Source organism: Ensifer sp. LBL (assembly GCF_050435225.1).
Taxonomy (GTDB): Bacteria; Pseudomonadota; Alphaproteobacteria; order Rhizobiales; family Rhizobiaceae; genus Ensifer.
Map to the genome: position 1 here is coordinate 103,675 of NZ_JBNDJY010000001.1, position 23,878 is coordinate 127,552.

Annotated in this window: 25 protein-coding genes; 16 read left to right on the forward strand and 9 right to left on the reverse strand. The window is 63.0% G+C overall.

What is annotated here, in order from left to right:
* Positions 1-8 precede the first annotated feature (8 nt).
* Together OKW20_RS00500 and OKW20_RS00505 are read right to left on the reverse strand one after the other, a co-directional pair.
* Entirely contained in the window at positions 9-866 is an 858-nt protein-coding gene (locus tag OKW20_RS00500; RefSeq protein WP_429169670.1) for an endonuclease/exonuclease/phosphatase family protein, read from the reverse strand.
* Positions 867-1,025: 159 nt separating this feature from the next.
* The gene (locus OKW20_RS00505; protein ID WP_429171114.1) at positions 1,026-1,673 is read right to left on the reverse strand and encodes a VOC family protein; all 648 of its coding nucleotides are present in this window, start codon (positions 1,671-1,673) and stop codon (positions 1,026-1,028) included.
* A 198-nt stretch (positions 1,674-1,871) separates the two neighbouring features.
* Between OKW20_RS00505 and OKW20_RS00510 the strand changes: the two genes are divergently transcribed.
* The gene (locus tag OKW20_RS00510) at positions 1,872-3,110 is read left to right on the forward strand and encodes a cytochrome P450 (protein WP_429169671.1); all 1,239 of its coding nucleotides are present in this window, start codon (positions 1,872-1,874) and stop codon (positions 3,108-3,110) included.
* A 39-nt stretch (positions 3,111-3,149) separates the two neighbouring features.
* On the opposite strand, the gene OKW20_RS00515 is transcribed toward OKW20_RS00510, so the two are convergent.
* The 3 genes from OKW20_RS00515 to OKW20_RS00525 form a co-directional block, all read right to left on the reverse strand.
* A complete protein-coding gene (locus OKW20_RS00515; RefSeq protein ID WP_043611473.1) occupies positions 3,150-3,494 on the reverse strand; it encodes a cupin domain-containing protein in 345 nt (114 codons plus the stop codon).
* Positions 3,495-3,544: 50 nt separating this feature from the next.
* On the reverse strand, positions 3,545-4,828 hold the full coding sequence (locus OKW20_RS00520; protein ID WP_043611472.1) for an O-acetylhomoserine aminocarboxypropyltransferase: 1,284 nt from the start codon (positions 4,826-4,828) through the stop codon (positions 3,545-3,547).
* A gap of 203 nt (positions 4,829-5,031) precedes the next feature.
* Positions 5,032-5,460, reverse strand: a complete 429-nt coding sequence (locus OKW20_RS00525) for a CoA-binding protein (protein WP_043611471.1) — start codon at positions 5,458-5,460, stop codon at positions 5,032-5,034.
* Positions 5,461-5,646: 186 nt separating this feature from the next.
* Between OKW20_RS00525 and OKW20_RS00530 the strand changes: the two genes are divergently transcribed.
* The gene (locus OKW20_RS00530; RefSeq protein ID WP_192447288.1) at positions 5,647-6,483 is read left to right on the forward strand and encodes a DMT family transporter; all 837 of its coding nucleotides are present in this window, start codon (positions 5,647-5,649) and stop codon (positions 6,481-6,483) included.
* A 3-nt stretch (positions 6,484-6,486) separates the two neighbouring features.
* On the opposite strand, the gene OKW20_RS00535 is transcribed toward OKW20_RS00530, so the two are convergent.
* Entirely contained in the window at positions 6,487-7,308 is an 822-nt protein-coding gene (locus OKW20_RS00535; RefSeq protein WP_429115163.1) for an enoyl-CoA hydratase, read from the reverse strand.
* A 168-nt stretch (positions 7,309-7,476) separates the two neighbouring features.
* Here OKW20_RS00535 and OKW20_RS00540 point away from each other — a divergent pair, with 168 nt between their 5' ends.
* The 4 genes from OKW20_RS00540 to OKW20_RS00555 all read left to right on the forward strand — a co-directional run bounded on the left by OKW20_RS00540 (position 7,477) and on the right by OKW20_RS00555 (position 9,507).
* On the forward strand, positions 7,477-7,908 hold the full coding sequence (locus OKW20_RS00540) for a PaaI family thioesterase (protein ID WP_112983859.1): 432 nt from the start codon (positions 7,477-7,479) through the stop codon (positions 7,906-7,908).
* A 223-nt stretch (positions 7,909-8,131) separates the two neighbouring features.
* Positions 8,132-8,596: a 50S ribosomal protein L13 gene (rplM, locus tag OKW20_RS00545; protein ID WP_043611469.1), complete on the forward strand. Its 465-nt coding sequence runs from the start codon at positions 8,132-8,134 to the stop codon at positions 8,594-8,596.
* A 2-nt stretch (positions 8,597-8,598) separates the two neighbouring features.
* Positions 8,599-9,066: a 30S ribosomal protein S9 gene (gene rpsI, locus OKW20_RS00550; RefSeq protein WP_043611468.1), complete on the forward strand. Its 468-nt coding sequence runs from the start codon at positions 8,599-8,601 to the stop codon at positions 9,064-9,066.
* A 102-nt stretch (positions 9,067-9,168) separates the two neighbouring features.
* Positions 9,169-9,507, forward strand: coding sequence for an antibiotic biosynthesis monooxygenase family protein (locus OKW20_RS00555; protein WP_043611467.1), 339 nt, complete (start codon positions 9,169-9,171; stop codon positions 9,505-9,507).
* A 36-nt stretch (positions 9,508-9,543) separates the two neighbouring features.
* On the opposite strand, the gene OKW20_RS00560 is transcribed toward OKW20_RS00555, so the two are convergent.
* Positions 9,544-10,017 (reverse strand): Lrp/AsnC family transcriptional regulator, encoded by a 474-nt coding sequence (locus tag OKW20_RS00560; protein WP_192448278.1) that lies wholly within the window; start codon positions 10,015-10,017, stop codon positions 9,544-9,546.
* 113 nt (positions 10,018-10,130) lie between these two features.
* On the opposite strand from OKW20_RS00560, the gene OKW20_RS00565 reads away from it, so the two are divergent.
* The 3 genes from OKW20_RS00565 to argC all read left to right on the forward strand — a co-directional run bounded on the left by OKW20_RS00565 (position 10,131) and on the right by argC (position 13,094).
* A complete protein-coding gene (locus tag OKW20_RS00565; protein WP_429169672.1) occupies positions 10,131-10,922 on the forward strand; it encodes a phenylalanine 4-monooxygenase in 792 nt (263 codons plus the stop codon).
* A gap of 126 nt (positions 10,923-11,048) precedes the next feature.
* Positions 11,049-12,011, forward strand: a complete 963-nt coding sequence (speB, locus tag OKW20_RS00570) for an agmatinase (protein ID WP_429169673.1) — start codon at positions 11,049-11,051, stop codon at positions 12,009-12,011.
* 150 nt (positions 12,012-12,161) lie between these two features.
* Complete coding sequence (gene argC / locus OKW20_RS00575; RefSeq protein ID WP_192447293.1) at positions 12,162-13,094, forward strand: N-acetyl-gamma-glutamyl-phosphate reductase; 933 nt, start codon at positions 12,162-12,164, stop codon at positions 13,092-13,094.
* A 77-nt stretch (positions 13,095-13,171) separates the two neighbouring features.
* On the opposite strand, the gene OKW20_RS00580 is transcribed toward argC, so the two are convergent.
* On the reverse strand, positions 13,172-14,275 hold the full coding sequence (locus OKW20_RS00580) for a COX15/CtaA family protein (RefSeq protein ID WP_043611463.1): 1,104 nt from the start codon (positions 14,273-14,275) through the stop codon (positions 13,172-13,174).
* 173 nt (positions 14,276-14,448) lie between these two features.
* Between OKW20_RS00580 and OKW20_RS00585 the strand changes: the two genes are divergently transcribed.
* From OKW20_RS00585 to OKW20_RS00595, 3 genes are all read left to right on the forward strand, one after another.
* Positions 14,449-14,661 carry a DUF2842 domain-containing protein gene (locus tag OKW20_RS00585; protein ID WP_043611500.1) on the forward strand — a complete coding sequence of 71 codons (213 nt, stop codon included), beginning with the start codon at positions 14,449-14,451 and terminating at the stop codon, positions 14,659-14,661.
* Positions 14,662-14,694: 33 nt separating this feature from the next.
* The gene (locus tag OKW20_RS00590; protein ID WP_043611462.1) at positions 14,695-15,435 is read left to right on the forward strand and encodes a metallophosphoesterase family protein; all 741 of its coding nucleotides are present in this window, start codon (positions 14,695-14,697) and stop codon (positions 15,433-15,435) included.
* Between the two features lie 140 nt (positions 15,436-15,575).
* On the forward strand, positions 15,576-16,820 hold the full coding sequence (locus OKW20_RS00595; RefSeq protein WP_429115166.1) for a GNAT family N-acetyltransferase: 1,245 nt from the start codon (positions 15,576-15,578) through the stop codon (positions 16,818-16,820).
* A 54-nt stretch (positions 16,821-16,874) separates the two neighbouring features.
* Here OKW20_RS00595 and OKW20_RS00600 read toward each other — a convergent pair whose 3' ends face one another.
* Complete coding sequence (locus OKW20_RS00600; RefSeq protein WP_429115167.1) at positions 16,875-19,058, reverse strand: GumC family protein; 2,184 nt, start codon at positions 19,056-19,058, stop codon at positions 16,875-16,877.
* Positions 19,059-19,261: 203 nt separating this feature from the next.
* Here OKW20_RS00600 and OKW20_RS00605 point away from each other — a divergent pair, with 203 nt between their 5' ends.
* The 4 genes from OKW20_RS00605 (at position 19,262) to OKW20_RS00620 (ending at position 23,878) form a co-directional block, all read left to right on the forward strand.
* A complete protein-coding gene (locus OKW20_RS00605; RefSeq protein ID WP_034804249.1) occupies positions 19,262-19,837 on the forward strand; it encodes a polysaccharide biosynthesis/export family protein in 576 nt (191 codons plus the stop codon).
* Positions 19,838-19,842: 5 nt separating this feature from the next.
* A complete protein-coding gene (locus OKW20_RS00610; RefSeq protein WP_429169674.1) occupies positions 19,843-21,015 on the forward strand; it encodes a glycosyltransferase family 4 protein in 1,173 nt (390 codons plus the stop codon).
* Positions 21,016-21,263: 248 nt separating this feature from the next.
* Positions 21,264-22,637 carry an undecaprenyl-phosphate glucose phosphotransferase gene (locus tag OKW20_RS00615; RefSeq protein ID WP_429115466.1) on the forward strand — a complete coding sequence of 458 codons (1,374 nt, stop codon included), beginning with the start codon at positions 21,264-21,266 and terminating at the stop codon, positions 22,635-22,637.
* Positions 22,634-23,878: an O-antigen ligase family protein gene (locus OKW20_RS00620; RefSeq protein ID WP_043611458.1), complete on the forward strand. Its 1,245-nt coding sequence runs from the start codon at positions 22,634-22,636 to the stop codon at positions 23,876-23,878. Before OKW20_RS00615 ends, OKW20_RS00620 begins: the two co-directional genes overlap by 4 nt.

Genomic DNA, 23,878 nt, shown 5'->3' on the forward strand with positions numbered 1-23,878 from the left:
CCGCGCCGTCAGGCCGGCCCCACGCGACCCGCTTCCACCCGCTTGCCGTCTCTTGGCTCCGGCTGCACGGCCTTCAGGTCGATCGAGGCCTTTACGGGCAGATGATCCGAGGCGATCCGCGCCAGCGGCGAGTCGTGCACCGCGACCGACGTCACCAGATGGTGCGGATTGCCGAGCACACGATCGAGCGGCAACAGCGGGAAGCGCGAGGGAAAACTGGCGACCGTCGCATGGGACGGGTCGAATACCGGGCTGAGGAAGGACAGCGACGAACGCCGCCCCATCCGCCATTCGTTGAGATCACCGATGAGCAGGGTTGGCCGCCCGTTGGCATCGGACGCCGCCTCGAGGATCGCCTCGGCCTGCTGGGCGCGCGAATGCCGGAGAAGACCGAGATGGGCGGCGATGATGCGCAGCGGCCCGACTTTCAGGTCGAGATCGACAACCAACGCACCGCGCGGCTCGACGCCGGGCAGTTTCAGCTGCCGCACGTCGGAAACGGCGCCCTCGCGCAGCAGCAGGACGTTGCCGTGCCAGCCATGCCCCTTGGTCGAAAAGCCGGAAATCGGCACCGAAACAAGATGCGCCTCGCGGCGCAGGTGCTCGAGATCGAGAAGACCGGCGCGCTCACCGAAGCGCTGATCGGCCTCCTGAAGCGCGACGATATCGGCACCGAGTTCACCGATGACATTGGCGGTACGGCCCGGGTCGAAGCGCCCGTCGGTGCCGACGCATTTGTGGATGTTGTAGGAGGCGATGACGATATCGCCGCGGCTGACCGCGGCTTCGCGGTGAACGACGGTGGGACGTCTCTTGCGGATCGCAGCGACGATCCCCGCCGATAGACTGGACTGGTTTTTTCCCATGCCGCTCCCTGCTTGCTGGCCGCATCATGCGCAAATAGGTCGCCTGGTGCCATAGAAAAAGGGAGGAAAGCGGAAGTTTGTTCCCCGCGGATGGAGTGCCGGAAGACGCGGGCGCCGGCGGCGAACGCACGCTACCGGCGCCCCTTCCCGCTTTTCAGTTCAGTCGGCCGGCCCCGCAAACAGGATCAGGTTTCCGTCGGGATCGAGCACGATAAACGTACGCGCACCCCAGGGTTCCGTGCGCAACGCTTGATGAAAAGAGACCCCGGCCGATTGGTAGGCCAGGTACAATTGTTTGATGTCATTGGCGGTATCGAGGGCGATGGAGGCGGAAAGCAGGTGCTCGCGCTGTCGGATGTCGCCGACGAAGACGGGTTCGCAGACGAGACGCAGAGCAAGCCGAGCATTGTCCCGGATCACCTGCCCATAGAAGGGCGGATCGCCGTAGACGAAATCGACCGCAAAGCCGAGCTTCCCGGTGAAGAAGTCGCACGCGGCCCTAATGTCGGCAACGAACAACTGTGCGGCTGTCGATTGCAGCACCGGCTGCGGTGTGGCGGGTTTCAGTTGTTTGGGCATTGTCAGGGCTCCTGATTTGAACGCCTGCCAACTGTCGAAACCGGATTGACGCGCGACGAGTTCCTGCGCGTCGGCGAGCTTGAACTCAGCCGTCAGAATGGCGTGATCATCAAGATCGCGGAAGCGCGGCAAGGCAGCCCTGATCTCGGCCGCGACCGGATAGTACTGGTCGCGATGCCATCTGAGGTATTGCTTCGCCTGCTTCTTCAGGTTTTCAAGGTTTGGCATGGGCGCAACTACGGTCTGTGTTCCGTAGGCGGGCGTTGCCCTTTCAGCTCTCTGCCGATGCGCCCTACGCAGCCAGGAGAGATTGGCCGCCATGGCACGTGCTGTCAACGCCCCGACGGGTGCGATATCCACGCTTGCCGGCCGAACCGCGATTCCCTTAGACATAGGGGCCATTGAAGTCCGCGAAGAGCCCCTGCCATGCCTGCCATTTCCATCGACCGCACGCTGAGGCGCGTTTCCATCGACGCGCGCGATCCAGCCTTCTACCGTGATCCGCTCGCAGCCTATGCCGAGATCCATGCGCAGTGCCCGGCCTTCTTCTGGGAGGAACGGCAGCAGTGGTATTTCGCTGGCTACGACCAGGTGAACGCGCTTCTGCGCGACCGGCGCTTCGGCCGGCAGATCCTGCATGTGGCGACGCGCGACGAACTTGGACTACCGGCGCCGAAACCGCATTTGAAGGAATTCGACGCGCTCGAGGAACATTCGCTGCTGGAGCTTGAGCCGCCCGCACACACCCGGCTGCGCACGCTGGTCAACCGCGCCTTCGTCTCGCGGCAGATCGAACAGCTGCGGCCAGACATCGAGCAACTGTCCCATACCCTGATCGACGGCTTTGCCGATGACGGCGAGGTCGAACTGCTGAAGAGCTTTGCCGAAACGCTTCCCGTGACGATCATCGCCCGCATGCTCGGCATTCCCGTCGAGGCAGCGCCCAATCTGCTCGACTGGTCGCATCGCATGGTTCGGATGTATGTCTTCAATCCCAGCTACGAGACCGAGCTCGACGCCAACCAGGCTTCCGCGGATTTTGCCGATTATCTGCGCGGCATCATCACCGAGAAGCGCCGCACCCCCGCGGACGACCTGCTGACGCACATGATCACCTCGGAAAAGGACGGCGAGCGGCTGTCGGACGCGGAGCTGGTCTCGACCACCGCCCTCCTCCTCAATGCGGGTCACGAGGCGACCGTGCATCAGATCGGCAATGCGGTGAAGACGATCCTGCAATCCGGACTTTCGGCGAAAGACCTGTTTGCGACGGATGCGGCAACCGCGCTGACGGTGGAGGAATGCCTGCGCTTTGCCGCACCGCTGCATATCTTCCAGCGTTACGCGCTGTCGGATATCGAACTCGATGAAGGCGTCACGATGCGGAAGGGCGACAAGGTCGGCCTGCTGCTCGGAGCGGCGAATGTTGACCCGAAGAAGTTCACCGACCCGAACGCCTTCCGACCGACGCGCGACGAAGGCGCCAATGTCTCCTTCGGAGCCGGCCTGCATTTCTGCATCGGCGCGCCGCTCGCCCGGCTGGAACTTAATCTGGCGCTGCCGATCCTGTTTCGGCGCCTGCCGGGCATGCGGCTAAAGACCGAGCCCGAGGTCAAGGACGCGTTTCATTTCCACGGACTGGAACGCCTCGACCTCGTCTGGTGAGCAGCACCGAAGCCCTATGGGTCTCCGGTGCCACAGCGATTAAAGGCGGATGACATAGTCCTTGCGGGTCGTCTCCACGACTTCCCAGGTGCCCTCGAACCCGGGACGCAGGATCATGCTGTCGCCGGCGCGCAGATGCGCCGCTTCGCCACCATCCTGCGTGAGGATCGAATAACCGGAGAGGATGTGGAAATACTCCCACTCCTCATAGACGATCCGCCATTTTCCAGGCGTCGATTCCCAGACGCCGGCATAGAGGCCACCTTCGGCCTCCTCCAGGTTCCAGGTCTTGAACTGCGGCGCGCCTGAGATGAGCCGGTCGGCCGCCGGTGTACCGGTTTCCGCCTCGACGGTGGACAGGTCGAACTTCTGCATATTCGTCATCTTGGCACCCTTGCGAAGGGCGCGCTGGCGCGCCCTTCTCGGCTAGAGTTTCAGAGCTTGGCCAGCGCCTGTTCGAGGTCGGCGATGATGTCGGAGACATCCTCGATGCCGACCGAGAGGCGCACGACGTCGGGGCCGGCGCCGGCCGCCACCTGCTGCTCGGGCGTCAGTTGGCGGTGGGTGGTCGAGGCCGGGTGAATGACGAGCGAGCGCGTGTCGCCGATATTGGCGAGGTGCGAGAACATTTCCAGCCCTTCGACGAAGCGCTTGCCCGCCTCGTAGCCACCCTTGAGGCCGAAGGTGAAGACGGCCCCGGCGCCCTTCGGCGAATAGCGCTGCTGCAGCGCGTGGTTGGGGTCGTCCTCAAGCCCGGCATAGTTGACCCACGAAATCTTGTCGTGCGTCTTCAACCACTTGGCGACAGCAAGCGCGTTGTCGCAATGGCGCTGCATGCGCAGCGGCAGGGTCTCGGAACCGGTGACCAGCATGAAGGCATTGAACGGCGAGATCGCAGGGCCGAAGTCGCGCAGGCCGAGGACACGCGCGGCGATGGCGAAGGCAATGTTGCCGAAGGTCTGGTGCAGCACGACACCGGCATATTCCGGACGCGGCTCAGACAACATCGGGTATTTTCCGGACTTCGACCAGTCGAAGGTGCCGCCATCGACGATGACGCCGCCCATGGAGTTGCCGTGGCCGCCGATGAACTTCGTCAGCGAGTGCACGACGATATCGGCACCATGCTCCAGCGGCCGCAGCAGGTAGGGCGTCGCCATTGTGTTGTCGACGATCAGCGGCAGCTCGTGCTTGCGGGCGACCTCGGCGATGGCAGCGATATCGACGAAGGTACCGCCGGGATTGGCGAGGCTCTCGATGAAGATCGCCTTGGTGCGCCGGTCGATCTTCGCCTCAAAGGAAGCCGGATCGGCGGGGTCGGCCCAGCGGACCTGCCAGTCGAAGGACTTGAAGGCGTGGCCGAACTGGTTGACCGAGCCGCCATAGAGCCGGTTGGCGGCGATGAAATTGTCGCCCGGGCTCATGATCGTGTGGAAGACGAGAAGCTGTGCGGCGTGGCCGGAGGCAACGGCGAGTGCCGCAGTGCCGCCTTCAAGCGCGGCGATACGCTCTTCGAGCACTGCCTGCGTCGGGTTCATGATGCGGGTGTAGATGTTGCCGAACTGCTGCAGGCCGAAGAGTGCCGCGGCATGGTCGGTGTCGTTGAAGACGAAGCTCGTCGTCTGGTAGATCGGCGTCGCCCGTGCACCCGTGGTCGGGTCGGGCTGTGCCCCCGCATGAATTGCGAGCGTGTTGAAACCAGGATTGTCTTTCGTCATTTCGTCCCTCCCATGACCAGAGCGCGGCCGCCAGCTGGCGCGCCGGGGCGCTCTATCACCTTGAATCTACGCGTGAACCGCTATCGTGCTCGCACGGTTGAGCGCGCAAGCCGCGGCACTATTCCAGAGCCTACGCATGCGGTCAAAGAGGATTTTTCAAGAACTGACGGTTGTGTGGTCCGCCGGCGATGCGCCGACCGCGATCAGCCGATCAGACGCGGGTACTCGATCGCCGGACAGCGGTCCATGACCACCTTGATGCCGGCGGCTTCCGCTTTCGCCGCAGCAGCATCGTTGCGCACGGAGAGCTGGCCCCAGATCGCCTTCGGCAGCGTCTCCAGCGCGAGAATTTCATCGACGAGCGCCGGCAAGGCGTCGGCAGCGCGGAAGACGTCGACCATGTCGATCGGCTCCTTTATATCGGCAAGCCGGCCGACCACGGCCTGGCCCTGGATGCTCTTGCCGACATGCCCGGGATTGATCGGGATCACCCGGTAACCCTTGCGCAGCAGAAACGCCATGACCCGATGGCTCGGACGCTCAGGATTGGGCGAAGCGCCGACAAGGGCGATCGTCTTGGTCTCGCGCAGGATGTCGGCGAGATAATAGTCCGGGTAAGCGTCGTGGTTCATCTGCGGCTTCGGATCCGTTCGTGTTAAACGGTCGTATAATGATGGTGAGGCCGGCCAAGTCAACCGTGCGGGCCGTTCGTTCCCCGCCAAAGATTGCCGCTTCTGCAAGACTTTCCGGTTGCTTTTGCGCCCGTGCGGCGCGACAAGCATCACAAAGCCTGCCACATCGTTTTCCGAGGTCTCATCTTGCCCGTTGAAGTCATTGCGCTCGTCCTGTTCGGGGCGTTGTTGCACGCGACCTGGAATGCGTTGGTCAAGGCGGGAACGGAAAAGTCGCTCGACGCTGCAATGATCGCGCTCGGGGCCGCAGCCGTCGCCATCCCCTTCCTGCCGTTCATGCCGTTGCCCAAACCGGAAGCGTGGCCATACATCCTGGTTTCGGCACTGTTCCAGTTCGCCTATTTCCAACTCGTCGCCGCATCCTATCGCGCCGGCGACATCGGCCTTGTCTATCCGCTGATGCGCGGCGCGGCACCGTTGATCGTCGCGATGACCAGTGGGGCGTTGATCGGCGAAAAGCTCACCTTCGGGACGATGATCGGTATCCTGACGATCTCTGCCGGTGTGCTGACGCTCGCCTTCGAGTCGCGCAAGGGCGGCAAGAACGCGATCGTGCTTGCCCTGCTCAATGCATGCGTCATCGCAAGTTACACCTTTGTCGACGGTATCGGCGCGCGCGTTTCAGGCAACGCCATCTCCTACACGCTGTGGATGGCGCTGCTGCCGCCGGTTCTGCTGTTCACCTGGGCTTTTGCCCGGCGCGGCATCAAGCCGGTCGCCCGCCACGTCTACAAGAACTGGTGGCGGGGCCTCATCGGCGGCGCCGGCTCGATCGGCGCCTATGGCCTGGCGCTCTGGGCGATGACCAAAGCGCCGGTCGCAACCGTCGCGGCACTGCGCGAAACCTCGATCCTCTTTGCCGTGGTGATCTCGGTGGTGTTCCTGAAAGAACCGGTCAGCGCCTGGCGCATCGCGGCTGCCTGCGTCATCGCGCTCGGCGCCCTGCTCCTGAAACTCGCCTGAGCGTCAGTCTTCCTTCCATTCCGGCATGCGCTTGCCGAGGAACGCGCCAATGCCGTCCTCGGCATCGCGCGCCAGCATGTTCTCAACCATGACGCCGACAGCGTAGTCGTAAGCCTCAGGTAGGTCCATCTCCGCCTGACGATAGAAGGCCTCCTTGCCGATCTTCAGCGCCTGCGGCGACTTCGAGGCAATGACCGCAGCGTATTTGTCGACCACTTGGCGCAGGTACTGCTGCGGCACGATGCGGTTGACGAGGCCGAAATCCTTGGCGGTCGAAGCGTCGATGGTCTCGCCGGTCAGGAGCATTTCCATCGCCTGCTTGCGATGTGCCGCACGCGTGAGCGCGACCATCGGCGTCGAGCAGAAGAGACCGATGTTGACGCCGGGTGTGCAGAAGGTGGAGCTGTCGGTGCAGATCGCAAGGTCACAGCTGGAAACCAGCTGGCAGCCGGCTGCCGTTGCCAGGCCGTCTATCTCGGCGATGACGGCCTGCGGCAGCCGTGTGATTTTCAGCATGAGATCGGCGCAGAGGCGGATCGTCCGCTCGAAGAAGGCCCGGCCCCGGTCGTCGTCTTCGCGGTGCGCGGTCATTTCTTTCAGATCGTGACCGGCGGAAAACAGCTTGCCGGTCGCGGCGAGCACGACCACCCTGATGTCCTTGGAGGTTGCGACCGCATCGAACTCGGCGTGCAGCGCCTCCATCATGGCGATCGAGAGCACGTTGGCCGGTGGGTTGTTGAGCGTCAGCCGCAAGACGGGCCCCGAACGTTCTTTCTGCAGCAGGCCGTTCGGCTCTTCCTTCTTGAACGATACGACGTCGGCCATCTTTTTCTCCTGGAACTTGAACTTTGGCTTGGTGGTACGCCGGCAGCGCGTGCCGTGCAAGCCGACAGGCACACCCCCTGACGCATTCCGCCTACGACCATTTTCCGCCTTGCGTCGGGCCATCAGTCGGTTTCAGGTGGCGGGCAGACATGTTGAAGGATGCAATGCATGACCATCGAGCCGATCATGACCGTCGACGACCTCAACCGGTTTCTCGACACGGATTTCCCGCAGGTCCACACTGACGGCAAGGTCTTCCATGTCACGGCGGTCGGTCCGGGCTTTGCCACCATGCGGCTCGATCCGAACGAACGGCATATCCGGCCGGGCGGAACCGTATCCGGCCCTACCCTGTTCGCGCTCGCCGATGTTTCCGCCTATATCGCGCTGATCGCCCATATCGGGCCGGTTGCGCTTGCCGTCACCACCAATCTCAACATCAACTTCCTGCGCAAGCCCGAGCCGGAACCGCTCGAATGCACCTGCCGGATCCTCAAACTCGGCAAGCGGCTTGCCGTTCTCGACGCATCGATCATCAAGGTTGGCGACGACGACCTCGTCGCGCACGCCACGGCGACCTATTCGATTCCGCCGCGATAATTTGTGGTATCAAAATACCTCACTTGCAACATATTGTTTTTACTTGATTTTATTTCCGTAGCGCAGATTTCGCGTTCTTGACGCTTGTTTCGCACTTGCGTATAAGCTGCCGCAGATCGCGGTCCTTACGGGCCGCTTTCTCTTTTGCCCGGGAAACTGGGCAAAACCAAGCAACAAGAAACGCCCAGCGGTTCGCCGCTCGGGTCCAAAGAAAGATTTTGATATGGCAACCTTCGTTCAGAAGCCTGCAGAGGTGGAGAAGAAGTGGATCATCATCGACGCCGAAGGCCTCGTTGTTGGTCGCCTCGCTTCCCTCATCGCGAACCGCCTGCGCGGCAAGCACAAAGCTACCTTCACCCCGCATGTTGACGACGGCGACAACGTCATCGTCATCAACGCCGAGAAGGCAGTTCTGACGGGCAAGAAGTACACCGACAAGAAGTACTACTGGCACACCGGCTACCCCGGCGGCATCAAGGAGCGCACTGCGCGCCAGATCATCGAAGGCCGCTTCCCGGAGCGCGTCCTCGAGAAGGCCGTCGAGCGCATGGTTCCGCGCGGCCCGCTCGGCCGTCGCCAGATGAAGAACCTGCGCGTATACGCAGGCGCCAACCACCCGCATGAAGCACAGCAGCCGACCGTCCTCGACGTCGCCAAGCTGAACAGCAAGAACACAAGGAGCGCCTGATAATGGCTGACCTTTCCGCTCTCAAGGACATCGCCACGACCGCGGAACCGGCTGCTCCGGTTCACGTCAAGAAGGTCGACGCCCAGGGTCGCTCCTACGCGACCGGCAAGCGTAAAGACGCTGTCGCCCGCGTCTGGGTCAAGCCGGGCACCGGCAAGATCACCATCAACGGCAAGCCCTACGCGGCTTACTTCGCCCGTCCGGTTCTGCAGATGATCCTGCAGCAGCCGATCGTCGCAGCTGCCCGTGACGGCCAGTTCGACATCGACGCGACCGTTGCTGGCGGTGGTCTTTCCGGCCAGGCCGGTGCCGTTCGTCACGGCATCTCCAAGGCACTCACCTACTTCGAACCGGGCCTGCGCTCGGTCCTGAAGCGTGGTGGCTTCCTCACCCGCGACAGCCGCGTGGTCGAGCGTAAGAAGTACGGCCGTGCGAAGGCACGTCGTTCGTTCCAGTTCTCGAAGCGTTAATCGCTTCAACTGCGACACTTGGAAAGGCGGGGCTTTGCTCCGCCTTTTTTTGTTATCATCCGACGCACCATATCCCGCAACGTCGAGCCTTTGAGGCACCGCATGACCCGTTCTCCCGTCGCCAAGACCCCAGAGCCGCCCTATTACATCGTCACCTTCGCCTCGCGGCGCACGGCCGGTGATCACGGCTATGACAACATGGGAGACGAAATGGAGCGGCTTGCACGCGAGCAGCCGGGTTTTCTCGGCCTGGAAAGCGTTCGCGGCGCCGACGGCTTCGGCCTCACCAATTCCTACTGGGCCGATGAAGAAAGCATCGCGGCCTGGAAAAACAACGTCCGCCACCTGACGGCCCAGCGGCTCGGCCGCGAGCGCTGGTACGAGGATTATCAGGTGCGCGTCGGCAAGATCGAACGCCAATACGGATTCGAGCGCTCGTAGTTCTCCCGCGAGATAAGGGCACCACTGGCGACCGGCTTAAATCGGCAGCTCCGTCGTCGACTTGAGTTCGCGCAGGACGAAACTCGACACCACCGTGCGCACATGCGGATTGCGCATCAGGTAGCGCGTCATGAAGGCATCGTAGCTTTCGACGTCATTGGCGCGGATCTTCAGCATGTAGTCGAACGTTCCGGATAAAGCATAGCACTCCATGATCTCCGGCCGCTCGCGAACGACGGCGGAAAAGGCGGCAATCGCCTCATCGTGGTGATCTTCGAGCGTCACATGGGCGATGATGCAGAGTTTCAGATCGAGCTTTGCCGGATCGAGCAGCGCGACGCGCTTGCGGATCACGCCATCCGTCTCCAGTTCCTGCAGCCGCCGCCAGGCCGAGCTTTGCGACATGCCGGCTTTTTCGGCGAGATCGGAGAGAGACTGGCCGCTATCTGCCTGAATCAGCCGTAGCAGTTTTCGAACGGGCTGAAGATTTTCTTTCACATCGGACGGCATTTCGAATTTTCCTCCCGCCATCAAGCCTCCACCTGGCAACTGTGGAACAAATACTCGCTCCATCCGCGATACAATTGCAACAGGAGAGTTCATCTGACGAATGAGGAGACGTCATGACGAAGGAAAGCAGCTACACGGCCAAACTGCCGGAACCGGACGGCACCTATCTCTACACCCTGGAAGAAGATGCGATCTGGGGCGAGCTCTATCAGCGGCAGATGACGCTGCTCGCCGACAAGGCCTGCGACGAATATCTGGAAGGCACAAAGACGCTCGATCTCGGCCCTGATCACGTGCCGCAGTTGAAGGACGTGAACCGGCGCCTCGCGCAAACCACCGGCTTCGGCGTCGAAGGGGTACCTGCCCTCATTCCGCCGTCCCGCTTCTACGAACTGCTGTCCCAGGGCAAGTTTCCGCTGGCGACCTTCATTCGCCGCCGCAAGCATATCGATTACATCGAAGAGCCCGACATTTTCCACGAGGTCTTCGGCCACTGCCCGCTGCTCACCAACCAGAGCTACGCCAATTTCGTCCGCCGCTTCGGCGAAAAGGCGGTTTCGCTCGGCAAGGGCTATTCCTGGCATATGTTCCGGATCTTCTGGTTCACCGTCGAGTTCGGCCTGATCAACACGGCGAAGGGTCGCCGCTGCTATGGCGCCGGCATCGTGTCTTCGCCCAACGAGACACGCAATGCGATGGGAACCCCAGGTGTCGAGTTTCGGCCCTTCGACCTGATGACCGTGCTGCGGACGCCCTATCGCATCGATATCGTCCAGCCGATCTATTACGTGATCAACAGTTTCGCCCAGCTTGAGACGATCATTGAAGAGGATATCGCCGCGCGCATCACCGAAGCCAAGGCGCTTGGCGACTTCGCCCCGACCTACGAAGCCAAGGCCTCGTAATCGCCGAAGAAACGGCCGGCAGGGCCTTGCCTTGCCGGCAACGATTGTCCAACCTTCCGCCACCACAGGATTGAGCGGATGCGCGCAGAGGATGCGCGCTGTCCGGCTCCGAGGCAGAGGCGGGATATGGCGAACAGGACAATCGATCATGCGCTGACGGCGCGCTCACTGACATCGGCGGCGTCCGATCCGACCCATGCCGGCATTCTCTCCTTCATGCGCCGCAAGTATTCAAAGCAGTTGAAGGGTGTCGATGCCGTCGTCTGGGGGATTCCCTTCGACGCCGCCACGTCCAACCGTCCCGGCGCCCGCTTCGGGCCGCAGGCGATCCGCCGCGCCTCGGCTATCTTCGACAACGATCCGCAGTACCCGTTCGACCGCGATCTCTTCGCGGAGATGGCAACGGTCGACTATGGCGACTGCCTGCTCGACTACGGCAACCATTCGAAGACGCCGGCAACGATCGAACGCGAAGCGGCCAAGATCATCAGGAGCGGCGCTTATCTGCAGGCGCTCGGCGGCGACCACTTCGTCACCTATCCCATCCTGAAGGCGCAGGCGACGCTGCACGGTCCCCTCGCCCTCGTCCAGTTCGACGCCCACCAGGATACCTGGTCGGACGAGCGCGGTCGCATCGACCATGGCTCCTTTGTCGGCCGTGCCGCCCGCGAAGGGCTGATCGACACCGACGCCTCGATCCAGATCGGCATACGTACGCACGCGCCCGAGGACTGCGGCATCCGCATTCTCTATGGCTACGACGTCGAAGAGATGAGTGCCGGCGACATCGCCGAGACGATCATAAGGCAGGTCGGCGAGCGCAAGGCCTATCTCACCTTCGATATCGACTGCCTCGACCCGGCCTATGCGCCCGGCACCGGTACCCCGGTCGCCGGCGGCCCGTCGAGCGCCAAGATCCTGTCCGTCCTGCGCAAGCTCGGCGCGCTGACGGTGGTCGGCAGCGACGTGGTCGAAGTGGCGCCAGCCTACGACCATGCCGACATCACGGCGATCGCCGGCGCGACCGTCGCGATGTATATGCTGGGGCTGCATGCGGAGAAGCTTGCCGAGCGCGCGCCGCTTCGCTGAAGACGACCGTTGCCGTTGCGATGGAGGGCGGCTGCTTATATAGAAAAGGTGGGGTTGGCGGCGCTCCGCCGGCCTGTTGAGAAACTGATTCAATTCTATGCCAGAGTGATTCCGGAACGGCTTCTAACTGTCTGGCAGAACGGGAAAATCATGAAACCGAAGATCTTCATCGATGGCGAACACGGCACCACGGGCTTGCAGATCCGCACGCGCATGGCCGGCCGTAGCGATCTCGAACTGCTTTCCATTCCGGAAGCGGAACGACGCAACGCCGCGATGCGCGAAGATCTTCTGAACGACGCCGACATCGCGATCCTCTGCCTGCCGGACGACGCCTCGCGCGAGGCGGTTTCGATGGTCTCGGGCAACAACAAAGTCCGCATCATCGACACCTCGACCGCGCACCGGATCGCACCCGACTGGGCCTATGGCTTTGCCGAAATGGACAAGGCGCAGCCGGAGAAGATCCGCAGCGCCCGTTGCGTCGCCAATCCCGGCTGCTATCCGACCGGCGCGATCGGCGTGATCCGCCCGCTGCGCCAGGCCGGCATCCTGCCCGACGGCTATCCGGTGACGGTCAATGCGGTTTCCGGTTACACCGGCGGCGGCAAGCAGATGATCGCGCAGATGGAAGACGAGACCAATGCCGACCACATCAGCGCACCGCACTTCCTCTACGGCCTGACGCTCAAGCACAAGCACGTGCCCGAGATGAAGATGCACGGCCTGCTCGACCGCGCACCTGTCTTTGCACCCTCCGTCGGCAAGTTCGCACAGGGCATGATCGTCCAGGTGCCGCTCTATCTCGAGGACCTCGCCGCCGGTACGACACTCGAGACGATCCACGCTGCGATCGTCGCGCATTATGCCGACCAGTCGATTGTGGAGGTCGTGCCGCTCCAGGAGAGCGAAAAGCTCGCCCGCATCGACGCCACCGAGCTTGCCGGCAAGGACACGATGAAGCTCTTCGTCTTCGGCACCCCCGGCGGCAACCATGTGAACCTCGTCGCCCTGCTCGACAATCTCGGCAAGGGCGCTTCGGGCGCGGCGGTCCAGAACATGGACCTGATGCTGTCGGCCTGAGCGGCAATCGGCTGAAAAACAAAAGACCCCGGCGAGCCGCTCGCCGGGGTCTTTCTTTTTCCGGATTTCGCCGGGCGTCAGTCGCGCAATTCGATCGCCGTCGGCCGCGGGTACTCGCCGTAGAAACCGCGCCAGTGGGCGATGGCAAAGCCAAGCACCACAAGCGCGCCACCCTGGTGCGCCACGCCCCAGCCGACCGGCACCTGCAGCACCAGCGTAGTGACGCCGATCACCGCCTGCACCGAGACGAGCAGGAACAGGAGCACGGCACGGCGCGCATGGGTCGTTTCGGGTGCTGCGCGCAGCGAGGCAATCATATGCATCAGTGCGAAGGCAAAGAGCACATAGGCGCCAATGCGGTGGACGAACTGCACCGTCTTCGGGTTCTCGAACAGGTTGATCCACCAGGGCTGCTGCAGGAACAGGTCTTGCGGGATGATCGCGCCGTCCATCAGCGGCCACGTGTTGTAGCTGAAGCCGGCATCGAGACCGGCGACGAGCGCGCCGAGATAGATCTGGAACAGACTGAAGATGGCGATGATCATGGCCATCTTGCGCGAGCGGTCGGTGGGCGCCGCTTCATTCGAATGCCGACTGAGCCCGCGGAAGATCCACATGCAGGCGGCAAAGATCAGACAGGCGATGACGAGATGCGTCGCCAGCCGGTACTGGCTCACTTCCGTGCGCTCCACCAGGCCCGAGGAAACCATCCACCAGCCGATGAAACCTTGAAAACCGCCAAGCGCAAGGATCCCGAGCAGCGGCATGCGCAGTTTGCGCTCGACCTTTCCGGTGAACCAGAAATAGGCAAGCGGCAGCGCGAAGATCAGGCCGATCGTGCGCGCGAGCAGGCGGTGTGCCCATTCCCACCAGAAGATCGTCTTGAACTCGTCGACCGTCATGCCGCTGTTCATCTGCTGATACTGCGGAATGCGCTGGTAGAGCTGGAACTCCTCTTCCCACTCGGCCACCGTCAGCGGCGGGATCACGCCATGGATCGGCTTCCACTCGGTGATGGAGAGGCCCGATTCGGTAAGTCGCGTCGCGCCGCCGACGAGCACCAGGGCAAAGAGGGTGAACAGCACGACCGCCAGCCAGCCGCGGATCTGCCGGCGGTTGCGGTCGGTCCTGCCGATCTCGTTTCGAAGCATTTGTTCAGTCGCCATTTCGACGCCGGCCATCATGTTCCCTCTGGTGTCGCAGGGTTGTCGGCGGCGCAACCGGACGGATCAACGGTCGCACCTTTCGGAAAGCCGTTGATTTGCACCAGAGCGGCATGCAAAACAAGGCCGAAACCTTTGCGGCATGCGGTCGCGGCCGCTCCGCGCGCATTTGCCCCTGTGAAAGATATGAAATGCCCGTACGCCTCAGAAAGCTGATCGGCACGATCCTGATCATCATCCTCGTCGTCGTCTATGCGCTTGCCGCCGTTACATTCGCCTCGCTGCTGCTTGGCGCTGCTCCCTGGTACGTGCACCTGGCCTATTTCTTCTTCACCGGCCTGCTCTGGATCTTGCCGGCCATGCTGATCATCAAATGGATGGAAAAGCCCGCTCGGGATCGTTGATCCTCGGTCCGGTAGCCATTCGGGAGGACGCCCATGCGACTTGCGGTTATCGCGGACATCCACGGCAACGATCTTGCGCTCGAAGCGGTGCTCGCCGACATCAATGCACAAGGGATCACCGATATCGTCAATCTTGGCGATCATCTGAGCGGTCCCCTCAATGCCGCGCGCACGGCCGACATCCTGATGAAACGGGCGATCCCCTCGATCCGTGGCAATCACGACCGTTACCTGTTGACGGTCGATCCGCGCGACATGGGGCTCTCCGATCGCGCGGCGTTCGATGAATTGAAGCCGGAGCACCGCGAGTGGTTGGCCACCCTGCCCGTCGCACACGTCCACAGGCAAACGTTCTTCCTCTGCCATGCGACCCCGACCGACGATGAGACCTACTGGCTCGAAGCCCTGACGGCGGACGGTACGGTTCACAGGGCCGCGCGTTCGGCTATCGAGGCCGAAGCTGTCGGGATCGACTATCCGGTCATCCTGTGCGGTCACACCCACATTCCTCGCGTCGTCCGCCTCTCCGACGGACGCCTGGTCGTCAACCCCGGCAGCGTCGGCTGCCCCGGCTACACCGACAGTCGGCCGGTGGCCCACAAGGTCGAGGCCGGATCCCCGCACGCGCGCTACGCCATCATCGAGCAGTCGGGGACGGAATGGGACGCGACCTTTCGCAGCGTGACCTACGACTGGACGGCGATGTCGCAACTTGCGGCCCGCCGCAACCGCCTTGAATGGGCCAGCGTGTTGGCAACCGGCTTCATCGCGTGAGGCGTCAATTTCGTTTCACGCTTTGCTAACCGCGTTCGCCGGTTATTGCCAATCGACCTTCATAAGCACTCCCGAATTAAAGCGATCGTAGCGGGTTTGAGGTTCAATCTCTCCGCAACAAGGACCGGACGGCACCTGCGATGACGAACTCGGAACTCACCATGGACGGCTCCGGCGACCGCCGCGCGCATGCGTCCTTGCGTGCAGATCCGACCGATGCCACCGGCCGCTTCGAAATCTCGCTTCACCGCGACCTGGAGACACTCGAAACCGAGTGGCGCATGCTCGACACCCTTCCCGGGAACTCGCTGCACCATGCCTATCATTGGTGCCGCGCCTGGGCTGCGACCCACGCCAGCGACCTGGCTCTCCTACGGATTACGTTCGATGGCGAGCTCCTGCTCATCCTGCCGCTGGAAGTGGCGCGCGGACGCCTGTTTCGAACGGCAAAGCTGATTGGAACCGAGCACAGCAACCTCAACACCGGGCTGTTTGCCCACAACGCCGCGGCCATCATCACCACGCCCGCGCTTGCCGAGGCGCTTGCCCGCGCCATCTGCGACGCACTGCGCGGCCTGGCCGACATCGTCATGCTCGATCGCCTGCCGAACGACTGGCGCGGCGACCCCAGCCCCTTTGCCCTGTTTTCGGGCGTTACCAATCCCAACCCGTCGTTCCAGCTTCCCCTTCTCGGTGGCATTCAGCCCACACTAGCCCAGCTCAACGCCAAGCGGCGGCGCAAGAAGATGCGCATTTCCGAACGGCGGCTGGCTGAAATGGGCGGCTACGACTATGTGGTCGCCCGCACGAGCGACGAGGCCCAAGCCCTGCTCGACACTTTCTTTCGGCAGAAGGCGACGCGCTTTGCCACCCTCGGCTTTCCCGATGTCTTCCAGGATCCGGAAACGCAGGCGTTTTTCCATACGCTCGCCGCCCGCGTGGACGACGACGTTCAGCTCATGGAACTCAATGCCATACGCCTGCGAGGCGAAAATGACGGCCGGATCGTCGCCGTCGCCGGACTGTCGCGCAAGGCAGATCACGTAATCTGCCAGTTCGGGTCGATCGACGAAGCGATGGCCGGCGACGCCAGCCCGGGTGAATTGCTGTTCTACCGCATGATCGAGCGCCTATCAGGCGAAGGCGTGCGCCTGTTCGACTTCGGCGTCGGCGACCAGCCCTACAAGCGCTCCTGGTGCACGATCGAGACGCCGTTGCGCGATATCGTACTGCCGGTGACGCTCGCTGGCCGGCTCGCGGGCCTTCGGCACTACCTCGTCGTGAGGGCAAAAAGGGCGATCAAGGCGAACAAGGCCGTCTATGGCCGCATTCAGCGCACGCGACGGCGCAGGCAAGGCAAGACCTTCGACAACAGTGCCGACTGATCATCCACCCTAGAGCACGGTCCCTGCGCTTTGCGGCAGAGGCCCGCGCCGCCATTACGCCGCGTCGCGATCCGGATATTCGGGGTCCGATTGCACCTGGCCGGTCATCAGCACGATGTCGCGGTAGCCCGCCGCGCCGAAGCCGGTCAGTACCTCGACGATCCGTTCGTCGCTCACCGACGGTGCCGACAGGATGATTTCGGCGCCATCACGACCGGCAATCTTCTCCACGGCCATTTCATCGGCTGGGCCGCATTCGAGCAGGACGAGATCATAGGCGTTGGTCAAGGCGTCGATGATCATCTTCAGCCGGTCGATGCCACGCATCGCCTGGCGCGGATCGGCATCGCCCTGGGGGATGATGTGCGCGTCGGAAAAGCGGTCGGCGTGGATCGTGTCCGTGAAGGGCACCTCCCCCGCCAGGAGATTGGTGATCCCCGGGAGCTGCTGCGAGCGCGCCATCAGCCGTGTCGGGCAGGCAGAGCCCGTCAGGTCGATCAGCACGACCTTCAGTTCTTCTTCGGCGAGCAACCGGGCGAGCATCACGGTCGCGGTGGAGCCCTCGTCTCCGCCGGGCGAAACCGAAATCGCAACGCGCACATTGGTGGCACGCAGATGCTCGGCGACGGCTTCGATCGAGAAATCCGCCTCGGCGGCCTCCTCCTCCGTGTCCGGGGCAAGCGAAAGCTCCGCCGCAGGCAGCAAGTCGACTGCGTCATCGGCTGCGGACGAAATGACGGGCGATGCCTCAGCCATCTGGGCCGGCGGCAAATCGGCAACGCTTGCGGCAAGCGCCGGACGGGGCCGGACCGGTGCCCGTTCGCCCGTAGCTGAAACCGGCCGCAAGGCTCGCCCGCTGAAAAGCTCGCCGAGCATGATGCCAATGCAGGTCAGGAGGAACGTTGCAAGCGCTGCAACGATGGTGATCGGCAGTACTTTCGGGAAGCTCGCGCCGGTCGGAACCACGGCACTCGAAATGACCCGTGCATCGGCCGGCGTCGCATTCTCGACGGTGCGCGATGTCGCCTCGCGATAGCGCGCGAGATAGGTCTCCAGCAATTGGCGCTGCGCGGTCGCTTCGCGCTCGAGCGCGCGCAGCCCCACCTCTTCTTCGCCGGCCTGCGCCGACTGTGCCTTCAGCGCATTCAACTGCTGCCCGAGCTGCTGTTCGCGCAGTTCGCCGACCTTCGCCTCGTTTTCGAGGCTCGTCAGGATCTTGCGTGTCTCGGTGCTGATCTGGCCGCGGATACCTTCGAGCTGCGACTTCAGCGCCTTCAGACGGGGGTGACCGTCAAGCAGGGTGGTCGAGAGGTCCGCCACCTGCGCCTGCAGGTTCGCTTCCGTTTCCTTCAGCCGCTGGATCATCTGCGAACCGACGACATCGGCAATGGTGTCCGGCGCGCGGCCGCTTGCCAGCGCCGAGCGTACGCCGGCGGCACGCGCTTCCGCATTGGCGCGCTCGCCGCGCACCCGCGCCAGTTCCGACGAAATATCCGTAAGCTGCCGGGTCGCGAAGTTGGTGGTTTCACCGGTCGGCAACAGATCGGACGAGGCGCGATAGGCCGCAACCTTCGCTTCGGCGTCGCGCACCTTCTCGCGCAGATTGGCGATCTCGGGTTCGAGCCAGCGTGTCGCCTCGGAATTGGTATCGAGCTTCGCACCGCTCTGGAGCGCCAGGAAGACCTTCGCCATCTCGTTGGGCACGGCGGCCGCAAGCTGGCGGTCCTTCGAGGTGAAGGCGATCGCGATCACGCGCGACTTCTCCACCTGGTAGACCTGGAGCTTGTCGGAGAATTCCTTGAGCACCCTCTCCTCGGGCGGCATCTCAAGCGGATTCTTCTTCAGGCCGAGCATGACGAGAAGATCGGAAAGCGCAGAGGGCGCCGACGACGGATCGAACTCCTTGAGTTCGTAAAGCTTCATGTTACGGGCGACCTGCTTGATGAGGTCGGCCGACTTGAGCACCTGCACCTGGCTGAGAATGCCGGATTCGTCAAAGACGCGGTCGGCTCCCGCCTGGGAAGCCTGGTTGGGGCCGCTGAACTCCGGCTCGCGCGATTCGATCAGCACGCGGGTTTCGCTCTGGTAATCCGGCGCGATCATCTTTGCTGCGCCAAAGGCAAGCGCCGCCACAGCGACGGTGGCGAGCAAAACCTTGACGCGCCGATCCCAGACGGCGCGAAACAGGCCGCCGAGGTCGATATCCACATCCTGCTGTGCGCTGCCGCTTCCCGACATGCTCGTCGCTCCGAACTTTCAAATCTCGCCGGACCGTAAAGGAACATGGTAACGCAAGGGTTAATGCGATCAACCTGCGGATGGTAAAGGCCGGGCGGCATCGCCAGGTCTCCGCGAAAATTCTACCGCGAGTTTACCTGCTATTAACCCTAACGGATCGATAACGTCACAAAAGCTGGTCGTTTCCGGAGCCTATGAACCGCATGTCCACTGCAGCTATCAAGACGGGTCTCGCGATCACGGCGGCAGCGCTGTCGATGTTGCTCGGCGGCTGCACGAGCTACCAGCCCGCACCCAAAGCCTTCAGCGAAGCCACGATCCAGCCCTATCGGCTCGACAGCGGCGACCGCCTGCGCATCAACGTTTTCGAACAGGCCGGCCTCAGCGGCACCTACACGGTCGATCAGGCCGGCTACGTCGCCTTCCCCCTGATCGGCACAGTCGCCTCGCGCGGCAGAACCCTGCCCGAACTCGAAGGCATGATCGCCGCCAAGCTGAAGCAAGGCTATCTGCGCGATCCAGACGTCACGATCGAGGTCGATCGCTACCGTTCCGTCTTCATCATGGGCGAAGTCGGTCAGGCCGGCCAGTATGCTTATGTTCCGGGGATGACCGTGCAGAACGCGATCGCGGTTGCCGGCGGCTTCTCGCCGCGCGCCAATCAGTCGAACGCCGACATTACGCGCAAGATCAATGGCCGCATCATCACCGGCCGGGTCCCGATCACCGACGCTGTTCTTGCCGGCGACACGATCTATGTTCGCGAACGCCTGTTCTGATCTCGATGCAACAAGAGCGGCCCTTGCGCATCATCCACTGCTTCAGGTCGCCTGTCGGCGGGATATTTCGCCACGTGCGCGACCTGGCCGAGGCGCATGCCAAGGCCGGCCATGAGGTCGGGATCCTCTGCGACAGCACGACAGGCGGCAGTCACGAGGATCGGCTGTTCGACGAAATCCGCCCCTATCTCGCGCTCGGCCTCATCCGGATGCCGATCCATCGCTCGGTCGGGCCATCGGATTTTGCCGCGTTATGGCGCGGCTACAAGGAAATCAGAAGTTTGCGACCGGATGTGCTGCATGGGCACGGCGCCAAAGGCGGCGTCATTGCCCGGCTCATCGGTTCAGCCCTGCGGGTCAACAAGTATCGCGTAGCCCGCCTCTATTCGCCACATGGCGGCAGCCTGCACTACCGTCCAGGCTCTCTGACCGGGCGCTTGGTCTTCCCGGCAGAGCGGATCCAGCAGCGGATCACCGACGCCCTCGTCTTCGTCTGCGACTTCGAGCGGAAGACCTATTTCGCAAAGGTCGGTGCACCGCGCGAGCGCAACGAGCTGATCTACAATGGCATCGACGACCGGGAATTCGAGGTCGTCCCGCCCCAGCCGGATGCGGTCGATTTTCTCTATATCGGCATGATGCGGGACCTGAAGGGTCCCGATCTGTTTGTGGAGGCTTTCGCTCAGACCGAACGGCTTGTCGGCCGGCCGCTGTCGGCGCTGATGATCGGCGACGGCCCGCAGCAGCAGGAATACAGCGATCTGGTGCTGCAGCAGGGTCTCGGCCGCCGTATCCGCATGCAGCCGGCGATGAAGACGCGAGAGGCCTTTGCGCTGACGCGCAACATCGTCGTTCCCTCGCGCGCCGAATCCATGCCCTATATCGTGCTTGAGGCGCTGGCCGCGCGAAAGCCTGTTATCGCCAGCCGTGTCGGCGGCATCCCGGAAATTCTCGGACGCGACAGCACCGCGCTTGCCGAACCTGCCAATGCCCGGTCGCTTGCCGACATCATGGCCCGCGCAATCACAGAGAAAGACTGGGCGGCACGTGTGATGCCCGACCCGAGCACGTTCAAGTCGCAATTTGCAGCTTCGGTAATGTCGGCGGATATGTTAAGCCTCTATCGGGAATTGTGCCGTTACCAGCCGCCCGCCGATAGCGTGTTGCCCACAACGTAAGCGTTTCTTAGTGGCTTTCTGCTATCCCGGCTGAGGGACTTCAGCGCCGGAAGACAGCCATGAACAAGTTTGACCGCCCGGGTTCGTTCGATCCCGAAGCGCTTCGCAAGAAGATTTCGGAAATCCGCGCCCGCGCGCCTGGCGAAATGCCGGACGAAGCGACGACCACGGATCTCAATCCGCTGGCGCGGCAGATCGCCGAGCAGTTCAGCGCCGATACTTATTCGCCGGCGATGATCATGGGGCTGATGCGCCTGTTCGAGTTCAGCGCGCTCTTTGCGATCGGCTATGCCATCAACGCGCTTTATGTCCAGCCGGGCTTCGAGCAGCTGCCGCTCTATCTGGCAATCCTCTTTGGCGGCTCCGCCCTGGCGGTCGCTGCCATGCAGATCGCCGACACCTACCAGATCCCGGCGCTGCGCGCCTGGCTGCGGGTGATGCCGCGCATCCTCGCCTCCTGGGCCATCGCATTCGGCGGCATCGCCATCGCGCTGTTCTTCCTCAAATCCGGCCATCAGTATTCACGTGTCTGGTTCGGCGGCTGGTTCATCGGCGGCGCAATCTTTCTGATCGCCGAGCGCGCCTTCATCGCCTATTCCATCCGCCATTGGGCCCGAAACGGCACGATGGAACGCCGCGCCGTCGTCGTCGGTGGCGGCCAGCCGGCCAAGGACCTGATCCGCACGCTCGAGGACCAACCCGACAACGACATCCGCATCTGCGGTATTTTCGACGACCGCGACGAGCGCCGCTCGCCCAACGTGATCGCCGGCTACCCGAAGCTCGGAACAGTCGACGAACTGGTGGAATTCGCCCGCCTGGCCCGCATCGACATGCTGATCATCTCGCTGCCGCTGACGGCAGAGAAGCGCATTCTCCAGCTTCTGAAGAAGCTCTGGATCCTGCCGGTCGACATCCGGCTCGCCGCCCACGCCAACAATCTGCGCTTCCGCCCGCGCAGCTATTCCCATGTCGGCGACGTCCCGATGCTCGACATCTTCGACAAGCCGATCGCCGATTGGGACTCCGTCGCCAAGCGCGGCTTCGACATCTTCTTCAGCCTGGTCGCCCTGGTGCTTCTGTGGCCGATCATGCTCGGCGCGGCGATTGCGGTCAAAGCAACCTCCCCCGGCCCGATCATCTTCAAGCAGAAGCGGCACGGCTTCAACAACGAGACCATCGAGGTCTACAAGTTCCGTTCGATGTATACGCATATGAGCGACCCGACGGCCCGCAACGCCGTGACCAAGGGCGATCCGCGCGTCACCCCAGTCGGCCGCTTCATCCGCAAGTCCTCGATCGACGAACTGCCGCAGATCTTCAACGTGCTGAAGGGTGAGCTGTCGCTCGTCGGGCCGCGGCCGCACGCCGTGCTCGCCCAGACCCAGAACCGCACCTATTCCGACGTTGTCGAAGGCTACTTCGCCCGCCACCGCGTCAAGCCCGGCGTCACCGGCTGGGCGCAGATCAACGGCTGGCGTGGCGAGATCGACAATGACGACAAGATCCGCCTGCGCACCGCCTTCGACCTGCACTACATAGAAAACTGGTCGCTGCTCTTCGACCTCAAGATCCTGTTCCTGACGCCGTTCAGGCTGCTCAACACCGAGAATGCCTATTGAGCACCGTCGATACAGGCCGGCTCCCGATCGCTCGTCCCCAGCTTGCGGCGCTCTCGCTGCTCGGCTCCGGGCTCGTCGCCTTTGCCGTGTTTCTCTCCGGCTTCGTCATTTTCGAGCCGGCGCCCTATGAGCTGTTCCTGGTGGCGCTCATCGGCCTTTGGGCGCTTGTGGGCCTCAAGATCTCGCGCAGCGTCGCCCCGCTGCTGACGCTTCTAACCCTTTTCATGGTCGGCGGCATGCTGTCCCTGACGGTCATGACCGACCTGACAAAGGGGCCGATGTACATGGCGGTCTCCGGCTTCCTCGCGCTCTCCTCGGTCTTCTTCGCAGCCATCATCGAGGACCGCCACGAGCGGCTGCGGCTGATCTTCAATGCCTGGACGGCGGCGGCCATCATCACGGCACTGCTCGGCATCCTCGGCTATTTCGGCGCCGTGCCGGGTGCGGAAAACTTCACGCTCTATGGCCGCGCCAAGGGCGCATTCCAGGACCCCAACGTCTTTGGCCCGTTCCTCTCGGTGCCGGCCATGTACCTCATCCACGGCATCCTCACGCAGCCCATCCAGAAGGCGCCGCTCAAGATCGCCGCGCTGCTGGTGCTGGCACTCGGCGTCTTCCTTTCATTTTCCCGCGCAGCCTGGGCCCTCAACCTATTCTGCGTCGTCGCCTTCGTCTTCGTGATGCTGCTGAAAGAGCGAAACGGCCTCTTTCGCCTGCGTATCCTGGTGCTTGCGCTGGTCGGCGGAATCATGATCGTCGGCGCCCTCCTCGTCGCGCTGCAGTCCGAGCAGGTCGCAACGCTCTTTTCCAGCCGCTCGCAGCTGGTGCAGGATTATGACGGCGGCCACCTCGGGCGCTTCGACCGCCACAGGCTCGGATTCCTGATGTCGATGGAAAAGCCGCTCGGCATCGGCCCCATGGTCTTCAGCACGATCTTCCCGGAAGACGAGCACAACGTCTGGCTGAAGTCGCTGACCTCCTACGGCTGGCTCGGATTCATCAGCTACGTGACGCTGATCATCTGGACGCTCTCGCTCGGCTTCCGCTTTCTGCTACTCAACCGCCCCTGGCAGACCTATCTGATGATCGCCTGGGTCGCCGTCCTCGGCCATGTCGGGGTGGGCAATGTCATCGACACGGACCATTGGCGCCACTTCTACCTGCTCATCGGAATCATTTGGGGTTGCGCCGCCCTTGAATATCGCCATCGCCGGCACGCGCGCGCCGGCCGGAGCTCCTGA